Origin of the sequence: Dentiradicibacter hellwigii (assembly GCF_041770905.1) — a bacterium.
GTDB classification, from domain to species: Bacteria; Pseudomonadota; Gammaproteobacteria; order Burkholderiales; family Rhodocyclaceae; genus Propionivibrio; species Propionivibrio hellwigii.
Genome location: NZ_JBEUWX010000002.1, coordinates 15,641 through 40,085 on the forward strand (window position 1 = coordinate 15,641; position 24,445 = coordinate 40,085).

The window sequence follows — 24,445 nt, forward strand, 5'->3', positions numbered from 1 at the left end:
CAAGGCATAGCGCGCAAAGGCATGTTTATTTCCTCGACCTTTATCCGGCGACCGGTGGCGACAACGCTGCTGACGGTCGGCATTGCCCTGTTCGGCATGCTGGCCTTTGGTCTTTTGCCGGTTTCTCCTTTGCCGCAGGTCGATTTTCCGACGATTTCGGTATCGGCTTCCTTGCCCGGCGCCAGCCCGGAAACGATGGCGGCGACAGTGGCGACGCCGCTCGAACGAATGCTGGGCGCGATCGCCGGCGTCAATGAAATGACATCGAGCAGTTCGCTCGGCTCGACCCGCATTACGCTGCAATTCGATCTCGACCGCGACATCAATGGCGCGGCGCGCGATGTGCAGGCGGCGCTCAATTCGGCGCGCACGCTGTTGCCGAGCGGCATGCCGGGCAACCCGACCTATCGCAAGGTCAATCCGGCCGATGCTCCCATCTTGATCATCGGCCTGACCTCGGCGTCGATGACGCGCGTCCAGATGTACGATGTGGCCTCGACCGTGCTGGCGCAGAAAATCGCGCAGGCGGATGGCGTTGGACAGGTTTCGGTCGGCGGCAGCTCGCTGCCGGCGGTGCGCGTGCAGCTCAACCCCGGCGCCTTGGCGCGCGCCGGAGTTGGCGTCGAGGAAGTTCGCGCGGCTATCGTTACAACCAATGTCAACCGTCCGAAAGGTTCACTGGAAGATGGCGAACGGCATTGGCAGATCCTCGCCAGTGATCAGGCGAAGAAAGCCGCCGACTATCTACCGCTGATCGTTTCCTGGCGAAATGGCGCGGCGGTGCGCCTGTCCGATGTGGCGACGGTGCGCGATGCCGAGCAGGACCGCTATAACATCGGGCTATTCGATGGCAAGCCGGCGGTGATGATGGTCGTTTTTCGCCAGCCGGGCGCCAATATCATCGAGACCGTCGATAGGATCAGGGCGCTGCTGCCAGGATTGCGCGCGTCGATTCCTGCCGCCATCGACCTTGATGTGGCCTATGACCGCACGCGCACTATCCGCGCTTCGCTGCGCGAGGTCGAGCAGACGCTCATAATTTCCGTCGCGCTGGTGATTGCCGTCGTTTTCATTTTCTTGCGCGACGGCCGGGCGGCGCTGGTTCCGATTGTCGCTGTGCCGGTGTCCCTGGTGGGAACCTTTGGTTTCATGTACCTGGCTGGATTCAGCCTCAATAATCTTTCGCTGATGGCGCTGACGATTGCCACAGGCTTTGTCGTCGACGATGCCGTCGTCGTACTGGAAAATATTTCCCGCCATGTCGAGCGCGGCATGACGCCTTTTGCGGCGGCGCTGCAAGGGGCGCGGGAAGTCGGGTTCACAGTGCTGTCGATGAGCCTGTCGCTGATTGCTGTGTTCATCCCGATTCTGCTCATGGAGGGCCTTGTCGGGCGGCTGTTCCGGGAATTTGCACTGACGCTCTCGGCGGCGATCCTGATCTCGCTGCTCGTTTCGCTGACGACGACGCCGATGATGTGCGCCAGCCTGCTGCGCGCCCGCGCGGGCGAAAGTCGGCGGCAGGGCGAGGGCGCGATGCGGTCAATCCAGAGGGCACTCGGCCGCTGTTTTGATACCGTGCACGCGCATTACCAACGTTCGCTCGACTGGGCGCTGGCGCATGGCCCCTGGATGCTGCTGATCATGGGCGTTACGGTGGCGCTCAACGGTTATCTGTACTATGCCGTGCCCAAGGGGTTTTTCCCGCAGCAGGATACCGGCATGATCTCCGGCGGCATTCGGGCCGATGAAAGCATGTCTTTCCAGGTCTTGTCCGCCAAGTTGAGTGAAATTATGGGAATTCTTCGTCAGGATCCCGCCATCGATCATGTCGTCGGCTTTTTCGGCCGCCGGGAGAATTTCGTCGCCATGTCGCTCAAACCGCTTGCGGAGCGCGATGCTTCGGCAGCCCAGGTGATCGATCGCCTGCGCGGCAAGCTCGACCGCGTTCCGGGCGCACGTTTGTATTTGCGCGCTTCCCAGGATATTCGCATCGGCGGCCGCGGTTCCAGCGCGCAGTATCAATACACCTTGCAGGCCGACACGATCGAGACGCTGCGGGCCTGGGAACCGCGCGTCAGGCAGGCGTTGAGCAGACTGAAGAAATTGACGGACGTCAATACCGATCAGCAGGACAATGGGGTGCAGACGTCGCTCGTTATCGATCGTGACGCGCTGGCGCGGCTGGGATTGAGCCAGCGCGAGGTCAACGCCACGCTCAACGATCTGTTCGGCCAGCGGCAGATATCAACCATCTACCATCCGCTCAACCAGTATCGCGTGGTTATGGAGGCCATGCCAGAATACACGCAGGGTCCGGAAAATCTAAAGAACGTCTATTTCATCGGGACGAGGGAAGACGGCAAGTCAGCGCAGATTCCGCTGTCTGCCTTTGCGCGCTGGGAGACGACGCCTGTGCCGCTGTCGGTGCATCATCAGGGACAGTTCGCCGCGTCGACGATCTCCTTCAATTTACCGCCCGGCGGGTCGCTGTCGCAGGCAACTGCGGCCATCGAACAGGCCATGCGGCAGCTCGGCGCGCCGGCCTCGCTGGTGGGCAGTTTCCAGGGGTCAGCGAAAGTATTTCAGCGTTCGCTCGCCAATCAGCCGCTGCTCATTCTTGCGGCGCTGGTCGCCGTTTATATCGTCCTTGGCATACTTTATGAAAGCCTCGTCCATCCGCTGACGATCCTGTCGACGCTGCCTTCGGCCGGCGTCGGCGCATTGCTGGCGCTGCTCGCTTTCCGTACCGAATTCAGCGTCATTGCCTTGATTGGCGTCATCCTGCTGATCGGTATCGTCAAGAAAAACGGCATCATGATGATCGATTTTGCCATCCAGGCGGAGCGGCAGCGGGGGCTGGATTCCCGCGCGGCGATCCGCGAAGCCTGCCTGCTGCGTTTCCGGCCGATCATGATGACGACGATGGCCGCGCTCTTTGGCGCGCTGCCGCTAATGCTCGGGCGCGGCGACGGCGCCGAGATGCGCCAGCCGCTGGGCATTTCTATCGTCGGCGGCCTGTTGCTCAGCCAGTTGCTGACGCTGTATACGACGCCGGTGGTTTACCTTTATCTCGACCGCTGGCGGCTCTGGCGCGAGCGCCGGCGCGCGGCGCGCGGCGCAGCAAAGCGCGTGAAAACGGCGCGGGGCGGCGATGCGCCCTGAATGCCTGAATGCGCCGAGAGTGTACCCCGATGAACCTGCGGAATTTCTCACGATGAAGAACGATGCCCTGATTCGCCGCTTTTCACCCGGCGCCTCGCTGTCCCTTGTTCTGGCGCTCGCCGGCTGTGCCGTCGGGCCGGACTACGTGCGTCCGGATATCGCCGTGCCCGCGCAGTACAAGGTGCTTGCGGATGCGCCGGAGGGATGGCCCGGCTGGAAGCCGGCGCAGCCGGCCGACGATATGCCGCGCGGCCGCTGGTGGGAACGCTTTGGCGACGCCCACCTGAATGCGTTGGCCGAACAGGTGGACATTTCAAACCAGAACGTGCGCGCGGCGGAGGCACGCTTCCGGCAGGCACAAAGTGCGCTGGATCAGGCGCGGGCAGCGTGGTTCCCGGACATCGGCGGCAATGCCGCATCGACGCGCAGCCAGAGCGCTTCCTCCGGCAGCGGCGATGGCAGCAGCAGCGGAGGTGGCAGCGGGAGCAGCACTGGGGCAGCCGCCCGCGCGATCCGCACGACGCACCGTCTCTCGCTGTCGGTGAATTGGGAACTGGATGTCTGGGGGCGCATCCAGCGTAGCGTCGAGGCCGGCGAGGCCAAGCTTGCCGCCAGCGCCGCCGATCTGCGCACAGCCCGGCTCAGCGCCCAGTTGCTGCTGGTGCAGAGCTATCTGCGCGCGCGCGTGGTCGATGCGCAGCGCAGCCTGCTCGAAAAAACCGTGGCCGCATACCAGCGCGCACTGGAAATTACGCGCAACCGCTTCGCGGCGGGCGTCGCCGGCCGGCTCGATGTCGCCCAGGCGGAAGCGCAGCTTAAATCAGTGCAGGCGCAGTTGGCCGACCTTGGCATCCAGCGTGCTCAGTACGAACACGCGATTGCCGTGCTGATCGGCAAAGCGCCGGCGGATTTCTCGCTGATGCCGCATGCCGTTGCGTCGCCTCCGGCGAGGTGGCCGGGCGGGCTGCCCGCACTGCCAGAAATCCCGCCCGGCCTGCCATCAGCGCTGATCGAACGCCGCCCCGACATTGCCGCCGCCGAACGGCGCGTTGCCGCCGCCAATGCCGAAATCGGCGTGGCGCAGGCGGCCTTCTTCCCGAGCGTGACATTGGGCGGCAGCGGCGGGTATCAGGGGCCCAGCCTGTCGAACCTGCTCACTCTGCCCAATCGCTTCTGGTCGCTCGGCCCGGCGCTGGCCATGAGCCTGTTCGATGCGGGGGGGCGTTCCGCCGCCAAGGCGCGGGCAAGCGCGGCCTACGATGAGTCGGTGGCGGCGTACCGGCAGACCGTGCTGGCGGGGTTTCAGGAAGTTGAGGACGCATTGATGAGCCTGCGCCTGCTGGCCGAAGCCGCCGGCATTCAGGGAGAGGCCGTGCGCGCCGCCGCCGAGGCTTTGCAGATTGCGGATGACCAGTACCTGGCGGGAACGGTGAGTTATCTGAATGTCGTTTCGGCGCAGGCAGCCTCTTTGAATGCCGAACGCAGCGCCATCGACATTGCCGGCCGCCGCCTGCTGGCTGCCGCGGCGCTGATCAAGGCGCTGGGCGGCGACTGGTCGCCGGCGGCAGATAATGGGGAAAATGCCGGAAGCGCGGGAGAAACGAAAGAGGCAGGGAAGGCTGACGCCACCCGGGCGGTACGGGATTGAGCGTGTGCAAGGCCATGAGGCAGCGAATGTATACGCCGGCTGCCGCGTCGGCTTCAGGCCGGCCAGCCGCAAGGATATGCGCAACCCCGGCTGCCCAACGCATCATTCACTGCATTTACTGCGCTGCGCCAACGATGCGGCCTGCACGGCGTTTCGTCACATCGTCCGCACGCATGGCCCCCTGCCCCGCAGCCCGTATGGATTGGGTGTTTGCGGGCAGGCTGCCTTGCAGCCCTTTATTGACGCGGGGTTCAGAGAGGGAGCGTAATTCCTTTACTGGCGGGGATGAACTGCCGGGCGGCTTACTAGAGCTGTGGCGCTGAGTCTGTTCCCCGCGCTCGCGCGGGCTTCAGGCCGGCCAGCGGCGAGGCCATGCGCAACCCCGGCGGCCCAACGCATCATTCACTGCGCTGCGCTGACGATGCGGCCTGTGCGGCGTTTCGTCACATCGTCCGCACGCATGACCGCCTGCCCCGCAGCCCGTATGAATTGGGCTTCTCCGGTCAGGCCGGCGCTAGCACTTCCGGCCGGGCCGGAGCCAACACTTCCGGGCAGGCCGCCTTGCAGCCCTTTATTTACGAGGGTTTCAGAGAAGGGTGCCCGCAATCCCTTTATTGATGCGGGCTTCAGAGAGGGGTGCGTAATCCCTTTACTGCGACCGTCCAGCATTGCCGTCGCCCGAATTATCACGGCAAGGATTGTGGCGGAGCGGAACGCCGAAACCGGGACGGCTGGCGCGGCGGAGGACGCCGGAAGCATCGGCAGTGCCAGGGATAGAGGGCGTGCGTAAAGGCGTACATGAGGGCGGGGTGGCCAGCACCTTCCCGGAGCGCACGGCGCGTGCGAAGAACCGGGTGATTCAGCAGGGCGCCAGCTCGTCGCGGTAGCGCCGCCAGTTCCTGACATAGCGCTCGGCGCTGGACGGCAGATTGGCTACCTCGTCATCCGTCAGCTGGCGCACCACCTTGCCCGGCACGCCCATGATCAAGGAACGCTCGGGAAAGACCTTGCCTTCGGGCACCAGTGTGTGGGCGGCGACGATGGAGTCGCGGCCGATGACGGAATGGTTAAGCAACACCGCGCCCATGCCGATCAGGCAGTTATCGCCGATGGTGCAGCCGTGCAGCATGACCATGTGGCCGACGGTGACGCCCTTGCCGATGCGGACGACAATGCCGCGATTGGTGTGGACGACAGACCCGTCCTGGATATTGCTGTTTTCGCCGATGATGATCTTGTCCGTATCGCCGCGTACCGTGCAGTTCCACCAGACAGAAGAATTTTTTGCCATCTCCACGTCGGCCATGACGACAGCGTTGGGGGCGATCCAGCTTTCCGGATCGAGGGTCGGGGCAAGATTGCCAAGTCGGTAGGTGGGCATGATGTCTCCTCGTCACAGGCAGTGACATGAAAAAGTTGTATTAAAAACGCCGGCAACAAGTATAGCTTGGCGGGGCGATTGATGAATGGTTCGATATGGTGCCCAGAGAATGGGTGTCTCCAGGAAAGCAGGAACGCAGGAAAGTGCCCGCCTGCACCGTGCGCAGCGCCCGCCTGTGAAAAAGCCCGCAACGCTCAGGTATGCGGGCTTGTATTGTCATCGTTACGTCGAAAACCGGACTGTTATCGGCTGGGACTTTGCCGCTTTACCGGATGGGGAGAGGGGAAAGGAGATGAACGTGAGAGCGAGGGGAAACCCGGCTCATCAATTACCGGCGGGGCCGGGTCGCCGTGGCGGAGAGGGTGGGATTCGAACCCACGGTAGGGGACACCCTACGCCTGATTTCGAGTCAGGTACATTCGACCACTCTGCCACCTCTCCGTCTGGGCGCGGATTCTAACACAACCCGCCGGCAAGTCGATGCGGCGTATCGGCACGCCCCGGCAAAAAATCGGGCGATCAGGCGACCAGCCGATGGGGCGATTTGCCGGGGGCTGGTGGGCGGATGAGGCTGAGCAGCCTGTTCAGTGGCTGATTTTTTCCGCCCCGCCCAGATACGGCCGCAGCGCCTGCGGAATGGTGATGGAGCCGTCCGCATTCTGGTAGTTTTCGAGAATCGCCACCAGCGTGCGGCCGACGGCTAGCCCCGATCCATTGAGCGTATGGACGAGTTCCGGCTTGTTTTTCTCGTTGCGGTAACGGGCCTGCATGCGGCGCGCCTGGAACGCCTCGAAATTCGAGCACGACGAGATTTCGCGGTAGGTGTTCTGCGCGGGCAGCCAGACTTCCAGGTCATACGTCTTGGCTGAGGAAAAGCCCATGTCGCCGGTGCACAGGACAACGCGCCGGTACGGCAGCGCTAGTTTTTCCAGAATGATTTCGGCATGCCGGGTGAGCGCTTCGTGTGCCGCGTTCGACTGCGCGGCGGTGGTAATCTGCACCAGTTCCACTTTGTCGAATTGATGCTGGCGGATCATGCCGCGCGTGTCCTTGCCGTAGGAGCCGGCTTCGGAGCGGAAGCAGGGCGTGTGGCAGACGAATTTGAGCGGCAGCGCCTCGGCGCCCAGAATTTCATCGCGGACGATGTTGGTCACGGGGACTTCGGCCGTCGGGATCAAATACAGCGGCTCGGCGTCCGGGCGCAGAATCTTGAACAGGTCGGCCTCGAATTTCGGCAACTGGCCGGTGCCGAACATGCTGGCTGCGTTGACGAGATAGGGCGCATAGACCTCGGTGTAGCCATGTTCCTGCGTATGCACGTCGAGCATGAACTGGGCGATTGCCCGGTGCAGGCGCGCGATGCCGCCTTTGAGCAGCGAGAAGCGTGCGCCGGAAAGCTTGGCCGCCGTGGAAAAATCGATTTGTCCCAACGCCTCGCCGAGATCGACATGATCCTTGACCGTGAAATCGAAAGTGCGCGGCGTGCCCCAGCGGTGAATTTCCACATTGTCCTCGGCCGAGGCGCCGACGGGCACATCCTCCTGCGGCAGATTCGGGATCGTCGAAACGAAGGCTTCCATTTCCTTGAGCAGCGTGTCCAGGCGCACTTCATTGGCTTCCAGATCGCTCTTGAGCCTGGCCACCTCGGCCATGACCGCCGCCGTATCCTCGCCTTTGCCCTTGAGCTGGCCGATCTGCTTGGACAGCGTGTTGCGCGCTGCCTGTAAATCCTGCGTGCGCGTCTGCAAGGTCTTGCGTTCGCCCTCAAGTTTCTGGAACGCGGCGATGTCGAGCGTGTAACCGCGTGCGGCTAGCCGTTCGCGAACGGCGTCGATGTCGCTGCGGAGGCGTTGGATGTCAAGCATGATTAAGCTCCCTTGGTGTGCTCCGGCGGCGCCGAAGGCTCGTCTGTTGCGGAATTATCCGTATTCGCGTCACTGCCCGATGGTGCGGCTTTTGCCGACGCTGCCTGCGCTGAGCGATTCGTACGCGCCGTCCGCCCGGCGAGCCTGGCCGCTTCGCGGTCCAGCGCCTGCAAATGCGCCAGTTTCTCGCCGATTTTCGCTTCCAGCCCGCGCGGCGTCGGCCGGTACCACTGCGCCGCCGGCATGTCGTCGGGAAAGTAGTTTTCTCCGGCGGCATACGCCTCAGCCTCGTCGTGCGCGTAGCGATAGTTCTTGCCGTAATCGAGTGCGCGCATCAGTTTCGTCGGCGCGTTGCGCAGGCGCAGCGGCACGGGCCGCGAGCCATCCTTGGCGACAAAAGCTTTCGCCGAATTATACGCGACATAGGCCGCGTTCGATTTGGCCGCCACGGACAGATAAATGACCGCTTCGGCCAGCGCCAGCTCGCCTTCCGGCGAACCGAGGCGCTCGTAGGTTTCCGCCGCGGCGGCGGCGATCTGCGCCGCGCGCGGATCGGCCAGGCCGATGTCCTCCCAGGCCATGCGCACGATGCGCCGCGCCAGATAACGCGGGTCGGCGCCGCCGTCGAGCATGCGGCAGAACCAGTACAGTGCGGCGTCCGGGCTGGAGCCGCGCACCGATTTATGCAGGGCGGAAATCTGGTCGTAAAACGCCTCGCCCCCCTTGTCGAAGCGGCGCAGGCTTTGCGCCAGCGTGCTGTCGATGAAATCGCCGTCGATATGCGTCCGCCCGGCGGCGGAGGCCGCCGTTCGCGTCTGTTCGAGCAGATTGATCAGGCGGCGCGCATCGCCGTCGGCATGGCCGATCAGCCGAGCGCGGGCGTGCTCGTCGAATGACAGACCGGGCAGCGCCCGGGCGCAGGCGCGCGCGAACAGCGCACCCATTTCATCAGCCGAGAGCGGATGCAGCACATACACCGCAGCGCGTGAAAGCAGGGCGGAATTGACCTCGAAGGAAGGGTTCTCCGTCGTCGCGCCGACCAGCGTCAGCAGACCGCTTTCGACGTAAGGCAGAAAAGCGTCCTGCTGCGCCTTGTTGAAGCGGTGCACCTCGTCGATGAAAAGAATGGTCGCGCGGCCCGAATGGGCAGGATTGGCGCGCACGGCCTCGGCCTGCGCGACGGCCTCGCGGATATCCTTGACGCCGGAAAAAACGGCCGACAGGGCGATGAATTCGGCATCGAAGGCGTCGGCCATCAGGCGCGCCAGCGTCGTTTTGCCGACGCCCGGCGGCCCCCAGAAAATCAGCGAATGCGGCTTGCGCGCCTCAAAAGCCAGGCGCAGCGGCTTGCCGGGGCCGAGCAGATGCTGCTGACCGATGACCTCATCGAGCGTTTTCGGGCGCAGCAATTCGGCCAGCGGCGTCGAAGCGGCGGGGGCGGCATCGCCGAACAGATCATGGTTTGCCGTGCTCATGATGCGTGTGCGCCGAAAGGTTGATCAAAGCTGGGACGCTTGCTGCAAAGGACGGCACTGCGGAACAGCGCGCCGGAAGCATCCAGCGCCGGATGTGCGGCCAGTGCGTAAAAATCCCCGCCCCGCTGAAATGCCCAAAAGACGCGGGGTTCAGGCCAGCGGGAGCGCCCGTGGAATGGGCGTTTGCGGGATGCCCGATGCAGCGCTGAAAGTTCCGGATGCGCTGGAAAGACAAAACAATGTTGTGTCGAAGATGCCATGCACGCCGGAAAGACTGAAGAATCCGGGCAGGCCGGAAAAGTGAAACGATGCGGCGCTGAAAATTCTAGGTATATTGGAGAGGCAGAAAAATCCGCACCCCGCTGAAATGCCCAAAAGACGCGGGCTCCAGGCCGGCGGAAGCGCCCGTGGAATGGGCGTTTGCGGGGTGCCCGATGCGCTGCCAGGGCGGTCTGTTTATTCGCGGATGACATCGGCGCCTTCCGGCGGCGTGAAGCGCAGCAGCGAAGGGTCGAGCGCCGGGTTGTGCTCCAGGTTGGAGAAGCGCAGCCGCGTTGTCTGGCCGAAATTGTCGAACAGTTCCATCGCTTTCAGCGTGTTGCCGGAAAAGCCCAGTTGCAGGCGCTCGAAGCCGCTGTCGGAATTTTTTGGCCGCGCTTCGACCCACGTCAGCCCGTCGCGTTCGCCCGCTTCGTGCAGGGTGAAATTCTTTTCGAGGGTGCTTTTGCCGCCTTTGCCGTCATCGCCTCCGGCCAGCAGCGCAGCGGGCGTGCTGCCGAGCGCCGCGTCCATTTTCTTGACCGTGACCTGCCGGAGTTCGGGGTCGTAAATCCAGACCTGCTTACCGTCGCCGACCAGCAGCTGGCTGTAGGGTTTGTCGATCTGCCAGCGGAATTTGCCGGGGCGGGAGAAAATCATGACGCCGGAAGATTCCTGCGGGCGCCGGCTATGGGCGTCATTGCGGGCGGTGACGGTTTGCGTGAAGTCGGCGCGCAGCGTTTTGGCCGTGTCAAGAAAATGATGCAGGCGGTCGATGCCGCCTGCCTGCGCGGCGAGCGGGAGGGCGAGGGGGAAGGCGAGGGGGAAGGCGAGGAGCGCGGACAGAATGAGGCGTTGTGCGCATGCGCAGAGCCGGCGCAAATTTGCCGCCGGAGACGCGCCGGCGTCGGGTTCTTGCCGCATCGTGACGGGGCGCGCTTCCTGCTGCCCCCGTCGGGACGCCGAAGGGCGTGGGGAAAGGGGTGAAGAAAATCGGGGAAAGCGGGAAAAGCGAAAAAAGCGTGTTTCCAGCCTCGTTTCTGGCAGCATGACAGACCTCTTTGCGTCAGTGTGGATACGGTGCGGCCGCGCGGCGGTTTTCATGACTTACTGGTTTTCGCCGCGCGCCAGGACGGTGCGGCCGCCGCGCTCGTCCATTTGCGAGACGAGTCCGGCTTTTTCCATCGCTTCGATGAGCCGCGCCGAGCGGTTGTAGCCGATGCGCAGGTGGCGCTGCACCAGCGAGATCGAGGCGCGGCGGTTCTTCAGCACGATGTCGACAGCCTGATCGTAAAGCGGGTCGGATTCGGCATCGTTGGAGGCTTCGCCGCCGCGTTCGCCATTTTCATTTTCGTCGCCGCCGACGAGCACTTCTTCAACGTATTGCGGCGGCGCCGTCGTTTTCAGATGTTCGACAACGCGATGCACTTCATCGTCGGCGACAAAAGCGCCGTGCACGCGCGTCGGGTAGCCCGTGCCGGGCGCGAGGTAGAGCATATCGCCCTGTCCGAGCAGAGTTTCCGCGCCCATCTGGTCGAGAATCGTGCGCGAGTCGATTTTTGAGGAGACCTGGAAAGAAATGCGCGTCGGGATATTGGCCTTGATCAGGCCGGTGATGACGTCGACGGACGGGCGCTGCGTCGCCAGAATCAGGTGAATGCCGGCCGCCCGCGCCTTCTGCGCCAGCCGGGCGATCAACTGCTCGACCTTTTTGCCGGCGATCATCATCAGGTCGGCCAGCTCGTCGATGATGACGACGATGTAGGGTATGGGGCTGAGCGGTTCCGGGCTTTCCGGCGTCAACGACAGCGGGTTGGTCAGGCGCGTTCCGCTTTTCTCGCTGTCGCGGATGCGGCTGTTGAGGCCGGCGATATTGCGCACGCCCAGCGCCGACATCAGCTTGTAGCGCCGCTCCATTTCGCCGACGCACCAGTTGAGCGCGTTGGCCGCCTGCTTCATGTCGACGACGACCGGCGCGAGCAGGTGGGGAATGCCTTCGTAGATCGAGAGTTCGAGCATTTTCGGATCGACCAGGATCAGCCGCACGTTTTCCGGCTCGGACTTGTAGAGCAGGGAAAGAATCATCGCATTGATGCCGACCGACTTGCCCGAGCCGGTGGTGCCGGCGACCAGCAAATGCGGCATCTTTGCCAGATCGACGACCACCGGCTGGCCGCCGATGTCTTTGCCGAGCGTCATTGCCAGCGGCGAATGCATGTCGTGATAGGCCGCGCTGGAAATGATTTCGGACAGCCGCACCGTCTGCCGCCGGGCATTCGGCAGCTCCAGCGCCATGCACGATTTGCCGGGGACGGTTTCGACGACGCGAATCGAAACCATCGACAGCGCGCGCGCCAGATCCTTGGAAAGATTGACGATCTGCGCGCCCTTGACGCCGACGGCCGGCTCGATTTCATAGCGTGTGATGACCGGGCCGGGATAGGCAGCCAGCACCTTGACCTGAACGCCGAATTCACCCAGCTTGCGCTCGATCAGGCGCGAGGTGTATTCCAGCGTTTCGACGTCCACCTGCTCGGTCGACTCAGGTGCCGGTTCCAGTAAGTGCAGGGGCGGCAACAGGCCGCCGACAACCGCTTCCGGGAACAGCGCCGCCTGGCGTTCGCGTTCGATGCGTTTGTCGGCCTTGGCCGAACGCTTGATGACCGGGTCGGGCGCTTCGACAAAAATCGGCTCGTGCGGCGGCATCCGCTGCTTTTCGTCTTCGACCCTGGCTTCGCGCTCGCGCGCCACTTCGCGGCCGATGCGCCGGTCCTGCCACAGCTCAAACAGGCGGTAAACGCCGGTGACGCTCATTTCCAGCACCGCGCCGATGCATTCGGCGGCGTTGAGCCACGACATGCCGGAAAAGACGCTCCAGCCCAGCATCCACAGTGCCAGCAGGGTGATCGTTGCGCCCGTATAGCCGAGATAGCGCATCGAAAGATTGCCCAGCTCCACGCCCAGCATGCCGCCCGGCGCCAGCGGCAATTGTGCCGAAAGCGAATGGAAGCGCAGCGCCTCCAGCCCGCAGCTAGACAGCATCAGCAGGACAAAACCGGCAAGCGCGATGTAGACGGGGCGGCGGTCGGCGCCGCGCAAACCGTCGAGGCGGCGATAGCCCCACCAGATAAAGGCCAGCAAAAAGACCACCCACCACCACGCCGACAGGCCGAAGACATAAAGCAGCAAATCGGCGAGCCAGGCGCCGCTGCGGCCGGCCGGATTGCTCAACATGGCATGGGAGGCGGCGTGCGACCAGCCCGGGTCGCCGCGCCGGTAGCCCCAGAGCGATAAGGTCAGAAAAGCGCACAGGGCGATCAGCACCAGCCAGCGGGATTCCTGGAGCACCGCGACAAGTTTCTTGGGCAGCGGCGCGGGATCATTGACGCCCGTGCGCCCCGTATTGCCTGCGCGCCCTGCGCCCCCAGCGCCATTTTTCCTGCCGGAAGATTTACGCAAGATGGCCATGCTTTACGCGCGGAAAGAAGATGGAAACAGATTGAAAGCAAGCTTCATGGAGCGAAATTATACTGAAACTGCCAGCAAGGTCGCTCGGCCAGGGCAGAAAGGCTGCGCCGCCTAGCTTGCGGAGGCTGCGGCGGGTTTGAGGACTTTCATAATAAATTCTTGCCTACGAAGCGAGGGTTATTCACACACCCCAGAATTTCCACGCGCGGCATACAGGCCATTAATAGCCCTTTCCAGCCAGCCGCCAGCATAGGAGATATTGACGTAACGCCCAAGTACTTCGCCGGTTGCCCGAACATAAATAAGCTTTTCGTCACGTAAATAAATATCTTTAAGATTCCCAGGTTTGTATTTATAAGCGTATTCACTCATTGGTGTAATGTCGACCTCGCGCAAGTACGTTCCGTCAGGGCGCAGGCTAAGGCGTGAATACTTTCCAGGAGAATCTTCACCTTCCATAAACTGATATTTCCCGATGCCTAACCAGCCTTTATCTGGCCGAATACTCGGGCTTTCAAAGCCTTTCACCCCTTCTACAACCCGATAGATGTGCAGCCCGCCCTCCTGCGCGCAAAGCCGTTTGAGTTTGTGGCGGCCATACATCGCATCGGCCGTGGGAATCAACAGGGCAATCACGATCACTAGCGCTTTGCCCCAATAGGGTTTAACCCGTTTAAGCACTTTCCGGACGACGCGGTAATACAGCCAGGCCAGAAAGAAAATAAGCAGTGCGGCCATTTAAGCGGCCTCTTTGTAAAAGTAAGGATAATTGGCGCTGACATATGGGCCGAAAGCGCCGTTAAATTCATAGGTGTCGTTCCCCGCGCCGCCATTCAATGTGTCGGCACCGGCGCCGCCGATGAGCTCATCATCGCCCAGCCCGCCTTCCGCCGTTGACCGGAAGATTTTCTCGCCCAGGGTATCCAAATCACCGTCCAGCTTGCCCGGAACACGTTTTGCCTTGTTGGCGTCATCCACAATGGCACCAATATCACTGATATTGGTCCAGTTGACATAGGCCAGGTTGGAAAGCGCGGAGTATTCAAAAAGGCTCTGGATGTTCATTTCAATCTCCTTGTGCAGATTTACGCGCGGGCTTGAGAGTGGCAAGTATCAATTCGTTTATGTCAATACCTTTCGGATATTCGGGTGTCGCTTCCTCACCACAGTGCCAAGGCAAGAAGCCTGAACCCGTTCCGGTCAGGCCGATAAAGAAGCTGTCAATGAAAGAGGGATAGATATCAATCCGTACTAGCTCACCGTACACCTCCCCAGTTTGAATACTAACGACCATGATGCTCTCCATGGAAAAGTATTTATACAAGACAACCGGGTCTTTATACTTTCTTTCATACTCCGACGCATATTGTTTCACCCGGGTTGCGACAGGCTTTCCATCTTCAATGGTATGCCTGGTTATTATCGGATTGTCTGGAGTGCCTCCGCCGCTTTCCACAAACGAAAAACCATATTTTGAGAAATATTCAATATCGTAATCCCACCGAAACCCGTCCGCCTGCGCCGTCTTGTAGACCTTCAGCCCTGCGTGCGCACGACATAACCGGCTGGCTTTGTAACTAATATAGAATATTTCCAGCAATGGCGCGGAAATTAAAAAAACGGCAAGCGCCAGCGGAATCGACCAGCGCAAGAATTTAGGCAGTTTCCGCAAAAGGATAGCAATCAAGAATGAAATAAAAAGCGCCAGCGGGACATAAATAATCACATAGCCCGCCATGCCAACACCGGTCATGTAGAAATGGTCGAACATGTTTCTATTTTCCTTATCTTCAAGTCAGATCATGCATTGAACCGGGGAAAAGTGGCGCTGCAATAGGTTTATTCTCACTTGGCAGTGGATTGAAAATCTGCATAAAGTAATAAAAACGCGGCAATTGCCAGCAACCAAAGCCAGTTTAGGTTTCGACAGTATTGTTTTTTCTGCATTTCCAGAGGCTATCCAATAGCTTTTCACAAAACAGGTAGCTTAAATATCAGTAAATCTAATTAGATTCTTTTTCAGGGCAAAATAACTGTGCCTATATCAGGCAGTTTATAGGAATTTAGATTCTTCGGCTTTCTCGGTGATAGCTTCTTCATTCAAACTTGTTAAATTGACATAAGCGGCAGAAGCCAGTTTGGAATATTCATAGTATTGAATGAAGTTGGACATAGCTTTTCCTTTCCAATAAAAACATTATTACGGCAAAGTTTTTAACTTGGTTTTCTTAGGCTTAAGGATAGATTGAGGAAAAGGCGGTTGTGGAATACTTGGTTTAGGGCATAACTTTATCGGTGGGCCAAAAAGGCCAGCAATCAATGCTTCATAGGTAGGTAAAACACGCCGGAAGTCTGTCTCTTTTCCTAGTATCTCCCCTGTTTTACTGTCAATCACCTGACGCTCAAGTTTTTCAAGTTTCCATCCAATTGGCTCATCTGTACGAAAGGGGGTGGGTTGGTAGGCATATACCATACGATACTGAATTGAAGGGCGATCAAGTATCGTTGCAAGTACTCCGCTTTGCTGTCGCTCAATATGTAAAACGCCACCATCATCCAGCATATTTTCTATAAATAGATATCCGGCACGATCAAATGATTGGAGCGAATTCTTATCCAAGTGCCAAAAACCAGGGGACACACTTCTTCTAGGAGTCGGATTTAGTGCGTCAACGTATCCTTCCACCTCCACCTGCCGATACACTTTAACGCCGGCATCCTTGCAGGCTTGTGCGAAATGCCAGGAAATCCAGGCTTCTTCCAGCCAGGGAAGCAGAAGGAGAATAACGGCAAGTCTTTTCAGCCCGCGCCATATCCACGGAAATCGTTTTACGAATCGGCGCAGTATGACTGTGATGAGAAAAATCAGGAACGAATAGGCGGCAATTACGATAACGCCTATCGGGGTCAGAATGTAGCCGTCCATTTCGGCTCCTGGTGAGGATTAAGCTTCAATTTCCAGATCGTGCACGTAATCGGTACTGTTAGAGAAAATCCCACCACCACCGTAGGTACGAAATGCATCGCGCAAATCCTGATAGATCTCTTGGCGCCGTGATGTCAGATGTTCAGGAAGGGCCAGTGTGAGGCGTGAACGCGCATGACGCAAACCGTCGGGTTTCTTTTCAACACCAAGCGCTTCCCGCTTGAACCAGATCAGCGCCCCTTTCCAGTAGAAGGTCCAGGTCGAGATGCGGGACAGCTCGTCCCGCCCTATCGCTACTTCGCGCAGATAGATGTCGCGCGCCCGGTCGATGGTCCAGTCCCGGCTGGTGGTTACTCCTGCACCAAAAAAGAGATCGTCTATCTTCTCCAGTCCATACTTCTCGACATCCGCTTCCGGAATTTCTTCATTCACAAAGGCCATGGTCTTTCCTCCTGTGCAGAAGCTGAGGCGGGTTTAAGGGTTTTCAGAATAAATTCTTCCAATCCTGAAGCGAGGACGTTTGCACGTGCTGGCGTTTCCATAAGCAGCATATCGGGCTGCGTATCGGCCACCAATGGCTTTTTCTGCCCGGCCGTCGGCAGAGTAATTTTTGTCTGCTTTTTCATTTTTCGGGCGCTGCGCTAAGACAGCCGGGGCAGAAAGCGGATGAAAAATGGCGACAGAGCCGCAGAAAGCGGCCGCAGAGGGGGCGTGTTCGAGCAATGGCGTGATCGGCGACTGCCGCTGCGGCAGGACGCTCGTGCGGTGATTCATCGGCGAGCGGTTTGCCCGTAAAAAAGCCGCTCGCCGGCCCGGTATGTGTGCGGGGGCGGCAAATCCGCTGTTTGCCTTACTGCTTGCAGATGATGATGTGGCCGTCGTCCTGGCGGATGTGGCCGCTCGTTTCCAGGTCTTTCATGACGCGCGTGACCATTTCGCGCGAAGCGCCGACGACCTTTGCCATATCCTGTTTGGTGAGTTTGCGGCGTACCTGGCGTTCGCCGTCGACTTCTTCCGACAGCTCCAGCAGCAGCTTGGCGACGCGGCCGTAGGTGTCCATCAGCGCCAGGCTTTCGATCTTCCAGGTGGCGCGGCGCAGGCGTAGCACCAGGCTGCGCATGATGCTCAGGCAAAGCTCCGGGTTTTCCATCAGGGTGTGGGTGAAATCCTCGCGGGAGATTTCCAGCAGTTCGCAGTTGTCGAAGGCGACGACGTCGGCCGAGCGCGGCTCGCCGTCGATCAGCGCCATTTCGCCGATGCATTCGCCTTCGCCAATGAAGGAAAGAATGACTTCGCGCCCTTCGTTGTCGCGGCTCAGAACCTTGACGCTGCCGCGTATGATGATGAACAGGGATTGATCGTCGGAACTGTCGCCGCCGTAGACGATCGTTTTATTGCGCGGAAAGCTGCGTCTGACGGCGACGCGGGCAAACATCTGCAACTGCGCATCGGTCAATCCTTCAAACAGGGGAATGTTTTGCAAGGCGGCCAGTCGGGCCTGTTCTGACGATAATGCGGGCGCTTTTGCCATAGTGAACCTCCTTGGAATACCCCCAGCGAGCGAGGGTCTGCGTTATTAATCTGGCAACGCGCCCGATTGTACGCTATTCACGCGGCATCGCCCATTGCTTCATTTCTGCGTTCTCCATTTTTCGTTTCCGGCATTCCTCTTTTCCGGCGATGGGCGGCATGGCTGCGGCGATCCGGCTGCGTCAGGGCGTGCAGCGGCTGCCGGAGGCTATTTCGCTATAATCGCGCAACCAGGCAGACTGTCGTCTGGATCGCGGCCCGTGTTGCCGCATTTTTGCCACATCCGCTGCTGCCTGCGCCGTAGCATTTGCTGAAATCGCTGAAACTGTCGAAAGGAACAGAACGCCATGACCCAAGCCACCCGCCACAACCGTTTACTCATTCTTGGTTCCGGCCCGGCCGGCTATACCGCCGCCATCTACGCCGCACGCGCCAACCTCAAGCCGGTGCTGATTACCGGCCTTGCACAGGGCGGCCAATTGACGACGACGACGGAGGTCGACAACTGGCCGGGCGAGGCCGACGGCATCCAGGGGCCGGAACTGATGCAGCGCTTCGAGGCGCATGCCAAGCGCTTTGAGGCGGAAATCGTTTTCGACCAGATTCACACCGTTCGGCTGAACGAAAAACCGTTCATGCTGATCGGTGATGCCGGTACGTATACCTGCGATGCGTTGATCATTGCCACCGGCGCGTCCGCCCAGTATCTGGGCCTGCCGTCGGAAGAGGCTTTTGCGGGCCGCGGCGTTTCCGCCTGCGCCACCTGCGACGGTTTCTTCTACAAGGACAAGCCCGTTGCCGTCATCGGCGGCGGGAACACCGCGGTCGAAGAGGCGCTGTATCTTGCCAATATCGCCAGCCATGTCACGCTCGTCCACCGCCGCGACAAGCTGCGCAGCGAAAAAATCATGCAGGACAAGCTGTTCGAGAAAGAAAAGGCTGGCAAGGTCACGATCAAATGGAACAGTACGCTGGATGAAGTGCTGGGCGATGCCAGCGGCGTGACCGGAGTGCGCCTTAAAAACGTGCAGAGCGGCGCGCTCGAGGATATCCCGCTGGAAGGCGTCTTCATCGCCATCGGCCACAAGCCGAACACCGATATTTTTGCCGGTCAGCTCGAACTGGACAAAGGATACATCGTCACGCAGGGCGGCCGTCTCGGCAATGCCACGCAGACCAGCGTTCCCGGTGTGTTTGCGGCGGGCGACGTGCAGGATCCGATTTACCGCCAGGCGTGTACTTCTGCCGCCAGCGGCTGCATGGCGGCGCTCGACGCCGAGCGTTATCTCGAACATCTGGCCGGCTGAAAAGCAGGCATCGGGCAGACGGCGGCGATGAAACACGATCCGTTGCAATATCGGCCATGCCGCTTCGCCTGCGCCGGTGGACGCCGGCGCGCCGTATTGCCTGGCTGAATCTACACTTGCCCGACCGATGAGCACGTTGCCGACACCGGAAGATCTAGCCGCATTCCAGGCGGCGGTTGGCGATGTCGTCCCGCTGAAAACCGAGCGGCGCGTGCTTCATGAACCTCCCAAGCCGCGCCCGCGCCCGCGTCAGCGTGAGCTGGACGAATCCCAGGCGGTGGCCGAATCCCTGCACGGCCCGCTGGAAATCGATGACCTGCTGGCGATAGGCGAGGCGGAAGCCTACCTGCGCCCCGGGCTGTCGCGCAGCGTTCTGCGTGATCTGCGGCGCGGCCGCTGGGCGATCCAGGACCATATCGACCTGCACGGCATGAACCGTTACCAGGCGCATGAAGAAGTCAGCCTGTTCCTGTCCGCATCGGCGGCCAGCGGCAAACGCTGTCTGCGCATCGTTCATGGCCGGGGGCATGGCTCCCCTGGGCGGCAGGGCGTCCTTCGCTTGCTGGTTAAAAGCTGGCTCGCCCGCAGCCGGCACGTCCTGGCTTTTTGCCATGCCGCTGCCTGCGATGGCGGCGAAGGGGCGCTCTGGGTGCTGCTTCAGGCCGTCCGGCCGCGGCTTCCGCGGCGCTGACGGCCGTTTCTTTCTACCTCTTCCGGCGTGGGCGGATAAAAAACGGTGCGAAAACGCCCGGTGCAAGCAGGGGTGGCTTTGCCTGCGGATACGGTTAAAAAACAGCAAAAATGCCGGGCAGCCCGCCAATGCCCGATTGACAAGGGCTGCAGAAGCGACCGGGCTAAAACGCCCAGAAGACGCGGGGTCCAGGCCGACGAGTTATTGCGCTCCGCTGACTGGCAGGCTCGTGCCTGACCACATCTCTGGCGCACCGCCGGCCGCGTGGGAGAAGCGAAACACTCGAATCGACGCTGACCGGCCAGTACGGCGCACCGCCGGCCGCGTGGGAGAAGCACCACCGTCTGAATAATAGCCGCCAGTAGTCGCAGACTCACCACACCCCGTCACAATATCCGCCACCATGCCTGCCCGGAACCCCGCGTAAAACGGGCGTTTCCGGATAGGCTACCCGCCAGCCCAGTGTTTACGGGCGCTCCAGACCTACCTATCCGCTAGCCCAATGTTTACGCGGGTTTCCGGATTGCCTGCCCGAAACCCCACTGTTTACGAGTACTTCCGGCCTACCTGCCGGCAAATGCCCGATTAATAAGGGTTCCAGAAGTAGCTGGGCTGAAATGCCCAAAAGACGCGGGGTTCAGGCCGGCTAGTTTGACCGATCCGGCCAATTGCGCATCACCGCCGGAACACGCAGATCAGGCAGCGCAATAACATTGCCGCAGAATGAGCAGCGTACCTCGTCGCCGTTGTCCTGGCGCGGGAAACGGTTGGGCTTGGCGTTGAGGTCAGGCGTGGAGGAGTGGGGGGAGTAGGGCTGGATTGTGGCCGGATAGCCGCCGGGATAGACTGAATAGGGCTAAAGAAGGCTGAATAGGCGGGGGAGTGTTGCGCGGCCGCTCGCGCTATAGCAGCGTGTCGTGCGCGAGGCCGTCCTGCTTGATCATTTGCCGCAGTTGGTTGAAGGCCACGGTCTGGATTTGCCGGATGCGCTCACGCGTTAATCCCAGTTCGGCGGCGATTTCTTCGCGCGTGCCAATTTCGTAGCCGAGCAGACCGTAACGCCGCGCCAGCACGTAGCGCTGCCGCTCGGGCAGTTGTTTTACCCAGCTGGTGACGAGCTGTCCGATGCGCTGTTGTTGCATCAGGCTTTCCGCTTCCAGCGTATTGTCGTCGGGCAGGATGTCGGCGATGCTGTGTTCGGGGTCGATTTCCAGCGGCGCATCGAGCGAGGCGATATGTTCGCTAAGGGCGATAGCGCGCCGCACTTCTTCCGCCGGCCGGTCGATCAGATGAGCGATATTTTCGATGCGGATTTCGCGGCCGCTGGCCAGTTCCAGATGGCGCATGGCGCGCAGGATCAGGTTGATCTCCTTGATGACGTGGACGGGCAGGCGGATGGTGCGCGACTGGTTCATGATCGCGCGTTCGATGTTCTGGCGAATCCACCAGGTCGCGTAGGTGGAAAAGCGGAAGCCGCGTTCCGGCTCGAATTTTTCGATGGCGTGAATCAGGCCGAGATTGCCTTCCTCGATCAGGTCGGGCAGCGGCAGGCCGCGGTTGAGGTAGTGCTTGGCGATATTGACGACCAGCCGCAGATTGTGTTCGATCATGCGCTGGCGCGCGGCGAAATCCCCCTGCCGGATCTGGAGCGCGCATTCGTATTCTTCCTGTGGCGTAAATAGCGGTTTGGCGCCGATTTCGTTCAGGTAATACAGGGTGATGTCGTTGAGGAGTTCAACTCCCGGTGAATTGTGGGCGTCGTTGGAATCCGCTGAGTCATCGGAATCGCCCGTCTCGCCCGCCCCCTGAGATTTAGCGGGGCGGGGCATATCGGCCGGTTCGGCGGAATCCGCCGTTTCCGTTGTTTCCGTCGCGTACTTCTCGGTGGGGAGTGCGTCCGCTTCGGCCGGCGTTCCCGCGTGCGAAACGGCATGGCGGGTTTTGCGCCGGCCAGTTTTGTTTCTGCTGTTCACGGTCAGCGCGCTGGCAGGTACTTCATCGGATCGACCGGCCTGCCCTGGGTACGGATCTCGAAATGCAGCTTCACCCGGTCAGCGTCGGTATTGCCCATTTCCGCAATCTTCTGCCCTTTGCTGACTTGCTGGCCTTCCTTGACGAGCAGCTTGCTGTTGTGCGCGTAAACGGAGACGAGATTGTCGGCGTGTTTGATGATGACCATGTTGCCGTAGCCGCGCAGGGCATTGTTGGCGATGATGACCTTGCCGTCCTGCGCCGCAATGACGGGATCGCCGTGCTTGCCGGAAACATCGACGCCCTTGTTGCCGTTGCCAAAGTGACCGAGCACGGCGCCGCTCGCTGGCCAGCTCCAGCTTTGTCCGTGGGCTGTCGTGTCTGCCGCGGAGTCCGCGCCTTGCCTGCCGCCTTCGGCGGATTGTGCGGCGCCCGCCGCAGTGGTTGCCGCTGCGGCCGTGGTTGCGTCCGGTGTCCTTGGTAAGGCCGGCCCTTCAGCCTGCGCCAGCGCTTGTTCGGAGTAGGGTTCCTTGCCGGCTTTCGGTTCGCGTTTGAGGAGGCCGGTGCTGCCGCCCGCATCGCTGCCGGAAAAAACTGCGCCGCCTGCGGCGGAATCCGTGCCTGTGCCGCCCAGCGCGCGCTGTTCGATGCCCTGGTTATCGGTGATCGGCTGCGTTTCGACACCGGTTGCGGCGTCTACCACCGGGGTTTCCGCGCCTTGCGGGCGCAGGCGGATGATGCGGCCGACGGAAAGCTGGTTGGCATTTTCGAGCTGGTTGAGGGCAATCAGCTCGCGGGGATCCATGTTGTGCGCCCGGGCGATGCTATAGAGCGTGTCGCCGCTCTGGACGGTGTAATACGCTTCGCCCGCCGGCGTGCCCGTAGCGTATCCGCCGCGCCCTTCGACGGGGGCGGGGACGTTGCTGACGCAGGCGGCCAGTGTCAGCGCGGCCGCAGCGATGAGGGAAAAGGTGGAAAAGCGGTGGCAGGCGCGGCGCAGGCCGGCATGTACGGCGTGTGGCATGAGCGGTGTGGGGCTGACGCGAGCGCTGAAGTGGCCGATGTTTTTCATTCGAGTCCTGAGAGTAGCGGAACAAAATTGACGAGGCTATCCACCCGGATTTCGGCGATATTTTTTGCACGGCGTTCGAAAAGCCGGAGGGTCTGCCGTTCAGTGCCGAACGGTAGCAGTATTCTGCCATTCGGCGCCAGCTGTTGCAAAAGCGCGTGCGGAAGTTCCGATGCGGCGGCGGAAACAATGATGGTGTCGAAAGGCGCGGCTTCCGGCAGTCCTTGCTGCCCGTCGGCGTGCTTGAGGCGGACGCGGAACTGCTGGATTTTGCGCAGGTTGAGTCTGGCGCGCGCGAGCAACGGCGCGATGCGCTCGACGGCGTAGACCTCCGGCGTCAGCTGCGCCAGCACGGCGGCCTGATAGCCGGAACCGGCGCCGATTTCCAGCGTTTTGCCCAGTTCGCGCCCGCGCATCAGAATCTCGATCATCCGCGCGACGATGAAGGGCTGTGAAATGGTCTGGGAAAACCCCAGCGGCAGCGCCGAATCCTCGTAGGCGCGGGAAGCCAGGGCTTCCTCGACAAACAGGTGACGCGGTACGGCGGCGATGGCGGCCAGCACGCGCTCCTCGGCAATGCCGTCGGCGCGCAGGCGCTCGATCATGCGTGCCCGCGCGCGCGGCGAAGTCATGCCCAGACCGGACGCGCTCAGGCTCATTGGTCAAGCCATCCCCGCAGCAGCGGCAGTTGCGCCGTATGCGTCAGGTCGATCTGTAAGGGCGTGATCGACACCTGGTGGCTGGCGACGGCGTAAAAATCGGTGCCTTCCTCGGCGTCTTCCGCCTGGCCGGCGGCGCCGACCCAATACACCGTTTCGTTGCGCGGCGTAACGGTGACGACCATCCCCTCGGCTTTGTGGCGCTTGCCCAGCCGCGTGATGGCGCGGCCTTGCAGCATCTCGTAGGGAATGTCGGGAATATTGACGTTGAGCAGCATCGGCCCGGCGGGGCGGCGGGCGATCAGCGTATCAACCAGTTCGCGCGCCACGCGGCCGGCGGTGTTCAGATGCCCGAACGTCTTGCTGCACAGCGAAATGGCCAGCGAGGGAATGCCGAGCAGAAAGCCCTCGGTCGCCGCGGCGACGGTGCCGGAATAAATCGTATCGTCGCCCATGTTGGCGCCCAGGTTGATGCCGGAAACCACCATATCCGGCAAGGTGTCCAGCACGCCGGTGACGGCCAGGTGTACGCAATCGGTGGGCGTGCCGTTGACGTGATAAAACCCGTTGCTGCCGCGCCGGAGGGAGAGCGGGCGGTCAAGCGTCAGCGAGTTGCTCGCGCCGCTGTAATCGCGCTCCGGCGCGACGACGACGATCTCCGCCACCTCCGAGAGAACGTGCGCCAGATGTTCGATCCCGGGTGAAAAATAACCATCGTCGTTGCTCAACAGAATTCTCATGGCGCGATCAGTACAGGCGTAATCGATATTGCAATTGTTATGGAAATACGGCAATGAAAACCGGCGCGGCGTTTTTTATCGTGGGGCTTGGCCGCGCCGTCGCCGGATGCCTTGTCTGTTCCGGCAATCGCGCGATTATACGGGGATTCGCCAGCACGGGAGAAGGGGAAGGCGCGGAAGAAGTGGAGGGCGCGGAAGAAGTGGAAGGACGGAAGGGTGGAAAGAGCGTTGCCGGTAAGCATGCTCTGAAGCCCGCGTGGAATGGGCGTTTCCGGCCGCCTTGCCCGCTAGCCCA

General features: G+C 61.1%; 22 protein-coding genes and 1 tRNA gene. 5 read left to right on the top strand and 18 right to left on the bottom strand.

Annotated elements, in window-relative coordinates; translation table 11 throughout:
• The first annotated feature begins 21 nt into the window (after positions 1-21).
• Positions 22-3,162, top strand: coding sequence for a multidrug efflux RND transporter permease subunit (locus ABCS64_RS02325; protein ID WP_418890320.1), 3,141 nt, complete (start codon positions 22-24; stop codon positions 3,160-3,162).
• 52 nt (positions 3,163-3,214) lie between these two features.
• Positions 3,215-4,810, top strand: a complete 1,596-nt coding sequence (locus ABCS64_RS02330; RefSeq protein ID WP_418890321.1) for an efflux transporter outer membrane subunit — start codon at positions 3,215-3,217, stop codon at positions 4,808-4,810.
• Between the two features lie 859 nt (positions 4,811-5,669).
• Here the strand turns inward: ABCS64_RS02330 and ABCS64_RS02335 are convergent.
• From ABCS64_RS02335 to ABCS64_RS02395, 13 genes are all read right to left on the bottom strand, one after another.
• Positions 5,670-6,191 (bottom strand): gamma carbonic anhydrase family protein, encoded by a 522-nt coding sequence (locus tag ABCS64_RS02335; RefSeq protein WP_418890322.1) that lies wholly within the window; start codon positions 6,189-6,191, stop codon positions 5,670-5,672.
• 351 nt (positions 6,192-6,542) lie between these two features.
• A tRNA-Ser gene (locus tag ABCS64_RS02340) sits at positions 6,543-6,632 on the bottom strand.
• A gap of 143 nt (positions 6,633-6,775) precedes the next feature.
• A complete protein-coding gene (gene serS, locus ABCS64_RS02345; protein WP_418890323.1) occupies positions 6,776-8,056 on the bottom strand; it encodes a serine--tRNA ligase in 1,281 nt (426 codons plus the stop codon).
• Between the two features lie 2 nt (positions 8,057-8,058).
• Positions 8,059-9,531, bottom strand: a complete 1,473-nt coding sequence (locus ABCS64_RS02350; protein ID WP_418890324.1) for a replication-associated recombination protein A — start codon at positions 9,529-9,531, stop codon at positions 8,059-8,061.
• Positions 9,532-9,987: 456 nt separating this feature from the next.
• A complete protein-coding gene (gene lolA / locus ABCS64_RS02355) occupies positions 9,988-10,713 on the bottom strand; it encodes an outer membrane lipoprotein periplasmic chaperone LolA (RefSeq protein WP_418890325.1) in 726 nt (241 codons plus the stop codon).
• A 183-nt stretch (positions 10,714-10,896) separates the two neighbouring features.
• Positions 10,897-13,257 (bottom strand): DNA translocase FtsK, encoded by a 2,361-nt coding sequence (locus ABCS64_RS02360; protein WP_418890326.1) that lies wholly within the window; start codon positions 13,255-13,257, stop codon positions 10,897-10,899.
• 177 nt (positions 13,258-13,434) lie between these two features.
• The gene (locus ABCS64_RS02365) at positions 13,435-13,995 is read right to left on the bottom strand and encodes a hypothetical protein (protein WP_418890327.1); all 561 of its coding nucleotides are present in this window, start codon (positions 13,993-13,995) and stop codon (positions 13,435-13,437) included.
• Positions 13,996-14,322: a hypothetical protein gene (locus ABCS64_RS02370; protein WP_418890328.1), complete on the bottom strand. Its 327-nt coding sequence runs from the start codon at positions 14,320-14,322 to the stop codon at positions 13,996-13,998.
• A 1-nt stretch (position 14,323) separates the two neighbouring features.
• Positions 14,324-15,028: a hypothetical protein gene (locus tag ABCS64_RS02375; protein ID WP_418890329.1), complete on the bottom strand. Its 705-nt coding sequence runs from the start codon at positions 15,026-15,028 to the stop codon at positions 14,324-14,326.
• Positions 15,029-15,457: 429 nt separating this feature from the next.
• Positions 15,458-16,183: a hypothetical protein gene (locus ABCS64_RS02380; protein ID WP_418890330.1), complete on the bottom strand. Its 726-nt coding sequence runs from the start codon at positions 16,181-16,183 to the stop codon at positions 15,458-15,460.
• Positions 16,184-16,201: 18 nt separating this feature from the next.
• Positions 16,202-16,624, bottom strand: coding sequence for a hypothetical protein (locus ABCS64_RS02385; RefSeq protein ID WP_418890331.1), 423 nt, complete (start codon positions 16,622-16,624; stop codon positions 16,202-16,204).
• Positions 16,612-16,809, bottom strand: coding sequence for a hypothetical protein (locus tag ABCS64_RS02390; protein ID WP_418890332.1), 198 nt, complete (start codon positions 16,807-16,809; stop codon positions 16,612-16,614). The genes ABCS64_RS02385 and ABCS64_RS02390 overlap by 13 nt, the downstream gene beginning before the upstream one ends.
• 224 nt (positions 16,810-17,033) lie before the next feature.
• Positions 17,034-17,714: a Crp/Fnr family transcriptional regulator gene (locus tag ABCS64_RS02395; protein ID WP_418890333.1), complete on the bottom strand. Its 681-nt coding sequence runs from the start codon at positions 17,712-17,714 to the stop codon at positions 17,034-17,036.
• 11 nt (positions 17,715-17,725) lie between these two features.
• On the opposite strand from ABCS64_RS02395, the gene ABCS64_RS02400 reads away from it, so the two are divergent.
• The 3 genes from ABCS64_RS02400 to ABCS64_RS02410 all read left to right on the top strand — a co-directional run bounded on the left by ABCS64_RS02400 (position 17,726) and on the right by ABCS64_RS02410 (position 19,711).
• Positions 17,726-17,935, top strand: coding sequence for a hypothetical protein (locus tag ABCS64_RS02400; RefSeq protein WP_418890334.1), 210 nt, complete (start codon positions 17,726-17,728; stop codon positions 17,933-17,935).
• Positions 17,936-18,060: 125 nt separating this feature from the next.
• On the top strand, positions 18,061-19,020 hold the full coding sequence (trxB, locus tag ABCS64_RS02405; RefSeq protein WP_418890335.1) for a thioredoxin-disulfide reductase: 960 nt from the start codon (positions 18,061-18,063) through the stop codon (positions 19,018-19,020).
• Positions 19,021-19,156: 136 nt separating this feature from the next.
• The gene (locus ABCS64_RS02410) at positions 19,157-19,711 is read left to right on the top strand and encodes a Smr/MutS family protein (protein ID WP_418890336.1); all 555 of its coding nucleotides are present in this window, start codon (positions 19,157-19,159) and stop codon (positions 19,709-19,711) included.
• A 902-nt stretch (positions 19,712-20,613) separates the two neighbouring features.
• On the opposite strand, the gene rpoS is transcribed toward ABCS64_RS02410, so the two are convergent.
• The 5 genes from rpoS to ABCS64_RS02435 are packed head-to-tail and all read right to left on the bottom strand — an operon-like array spanning position 20,614 to position 24,392.
• A complete protein-coding gene (gene rpoS / locus ABCS64_RS02415; protein ID WP_418890337.1) occupies positions 20,614-21,684 on the bottom strand; it encodes an RNA polymerase sigma factor RpoS in 1,071 nt (356 codons plus the stop codon).
• 2 nt (positions 21,685-21,686) lie between these two features.
• Complete coding sequence (locus ABCS64_RS02420) at positions 21,687-22,754, bottom strand: peptidoglycan DD-metalloendopeptidase family protein (RefSeq protein WP_418890338.1); 1,068 nt, start codon at positions 22,752-22,754, stop codon at positions 21,687-21,689.
• Positions 22,751-23,410 (bottom strand): protein-L-isoaspartate(D-aspartate) O-methyltransferase, encoded by a 660-nt coding sequence (locus ABCS64_RS02425; RefSeq protein WP_418890339.1) that lies wholly within the window; start codon positions 23,408-23,410, stop codon positions 22,751-22,753. Before ABCS64_RS02425 ends, ABCS64_RS02420 begins: the two co-directional genes overlap by 4 nt.
• The gene (gene surE, locus ABCS64_RS02430) at positions 23,407-24,150 is read right to left on the bottom strand and encodes a 5'/3'-nucleotidase SurE (RefSeq protein ID WP_418890340.1); all 744 of its coding nucleotides are present in this window, start codon (positions 24,148-24,150) and stop codon (positions 23,407-23,409) included. The genes ABCS64_RS02425 and surE overlap by 4 nt, the downstream gene beginning before the upstream one ends.
• Positions 24,147-24,392 carry a hypothetical protein gene (locus ABCS64_RS02435; RefSeq protein WP_418890341.1) on the bottom strand — a complete coding sequence of 82 codons (246 nt, stop codon included), beginning with the start codon at positions 24,390-24,392 and terminating at the stop codon, positions 24,147-24,149. Before ABCS64_RS02435 ends, surE begins: the two co-directional genes overlap by 4 nt.
• Between the last annotated feature and the right edge of the window lie 53 nt (positions 24,393-24,445).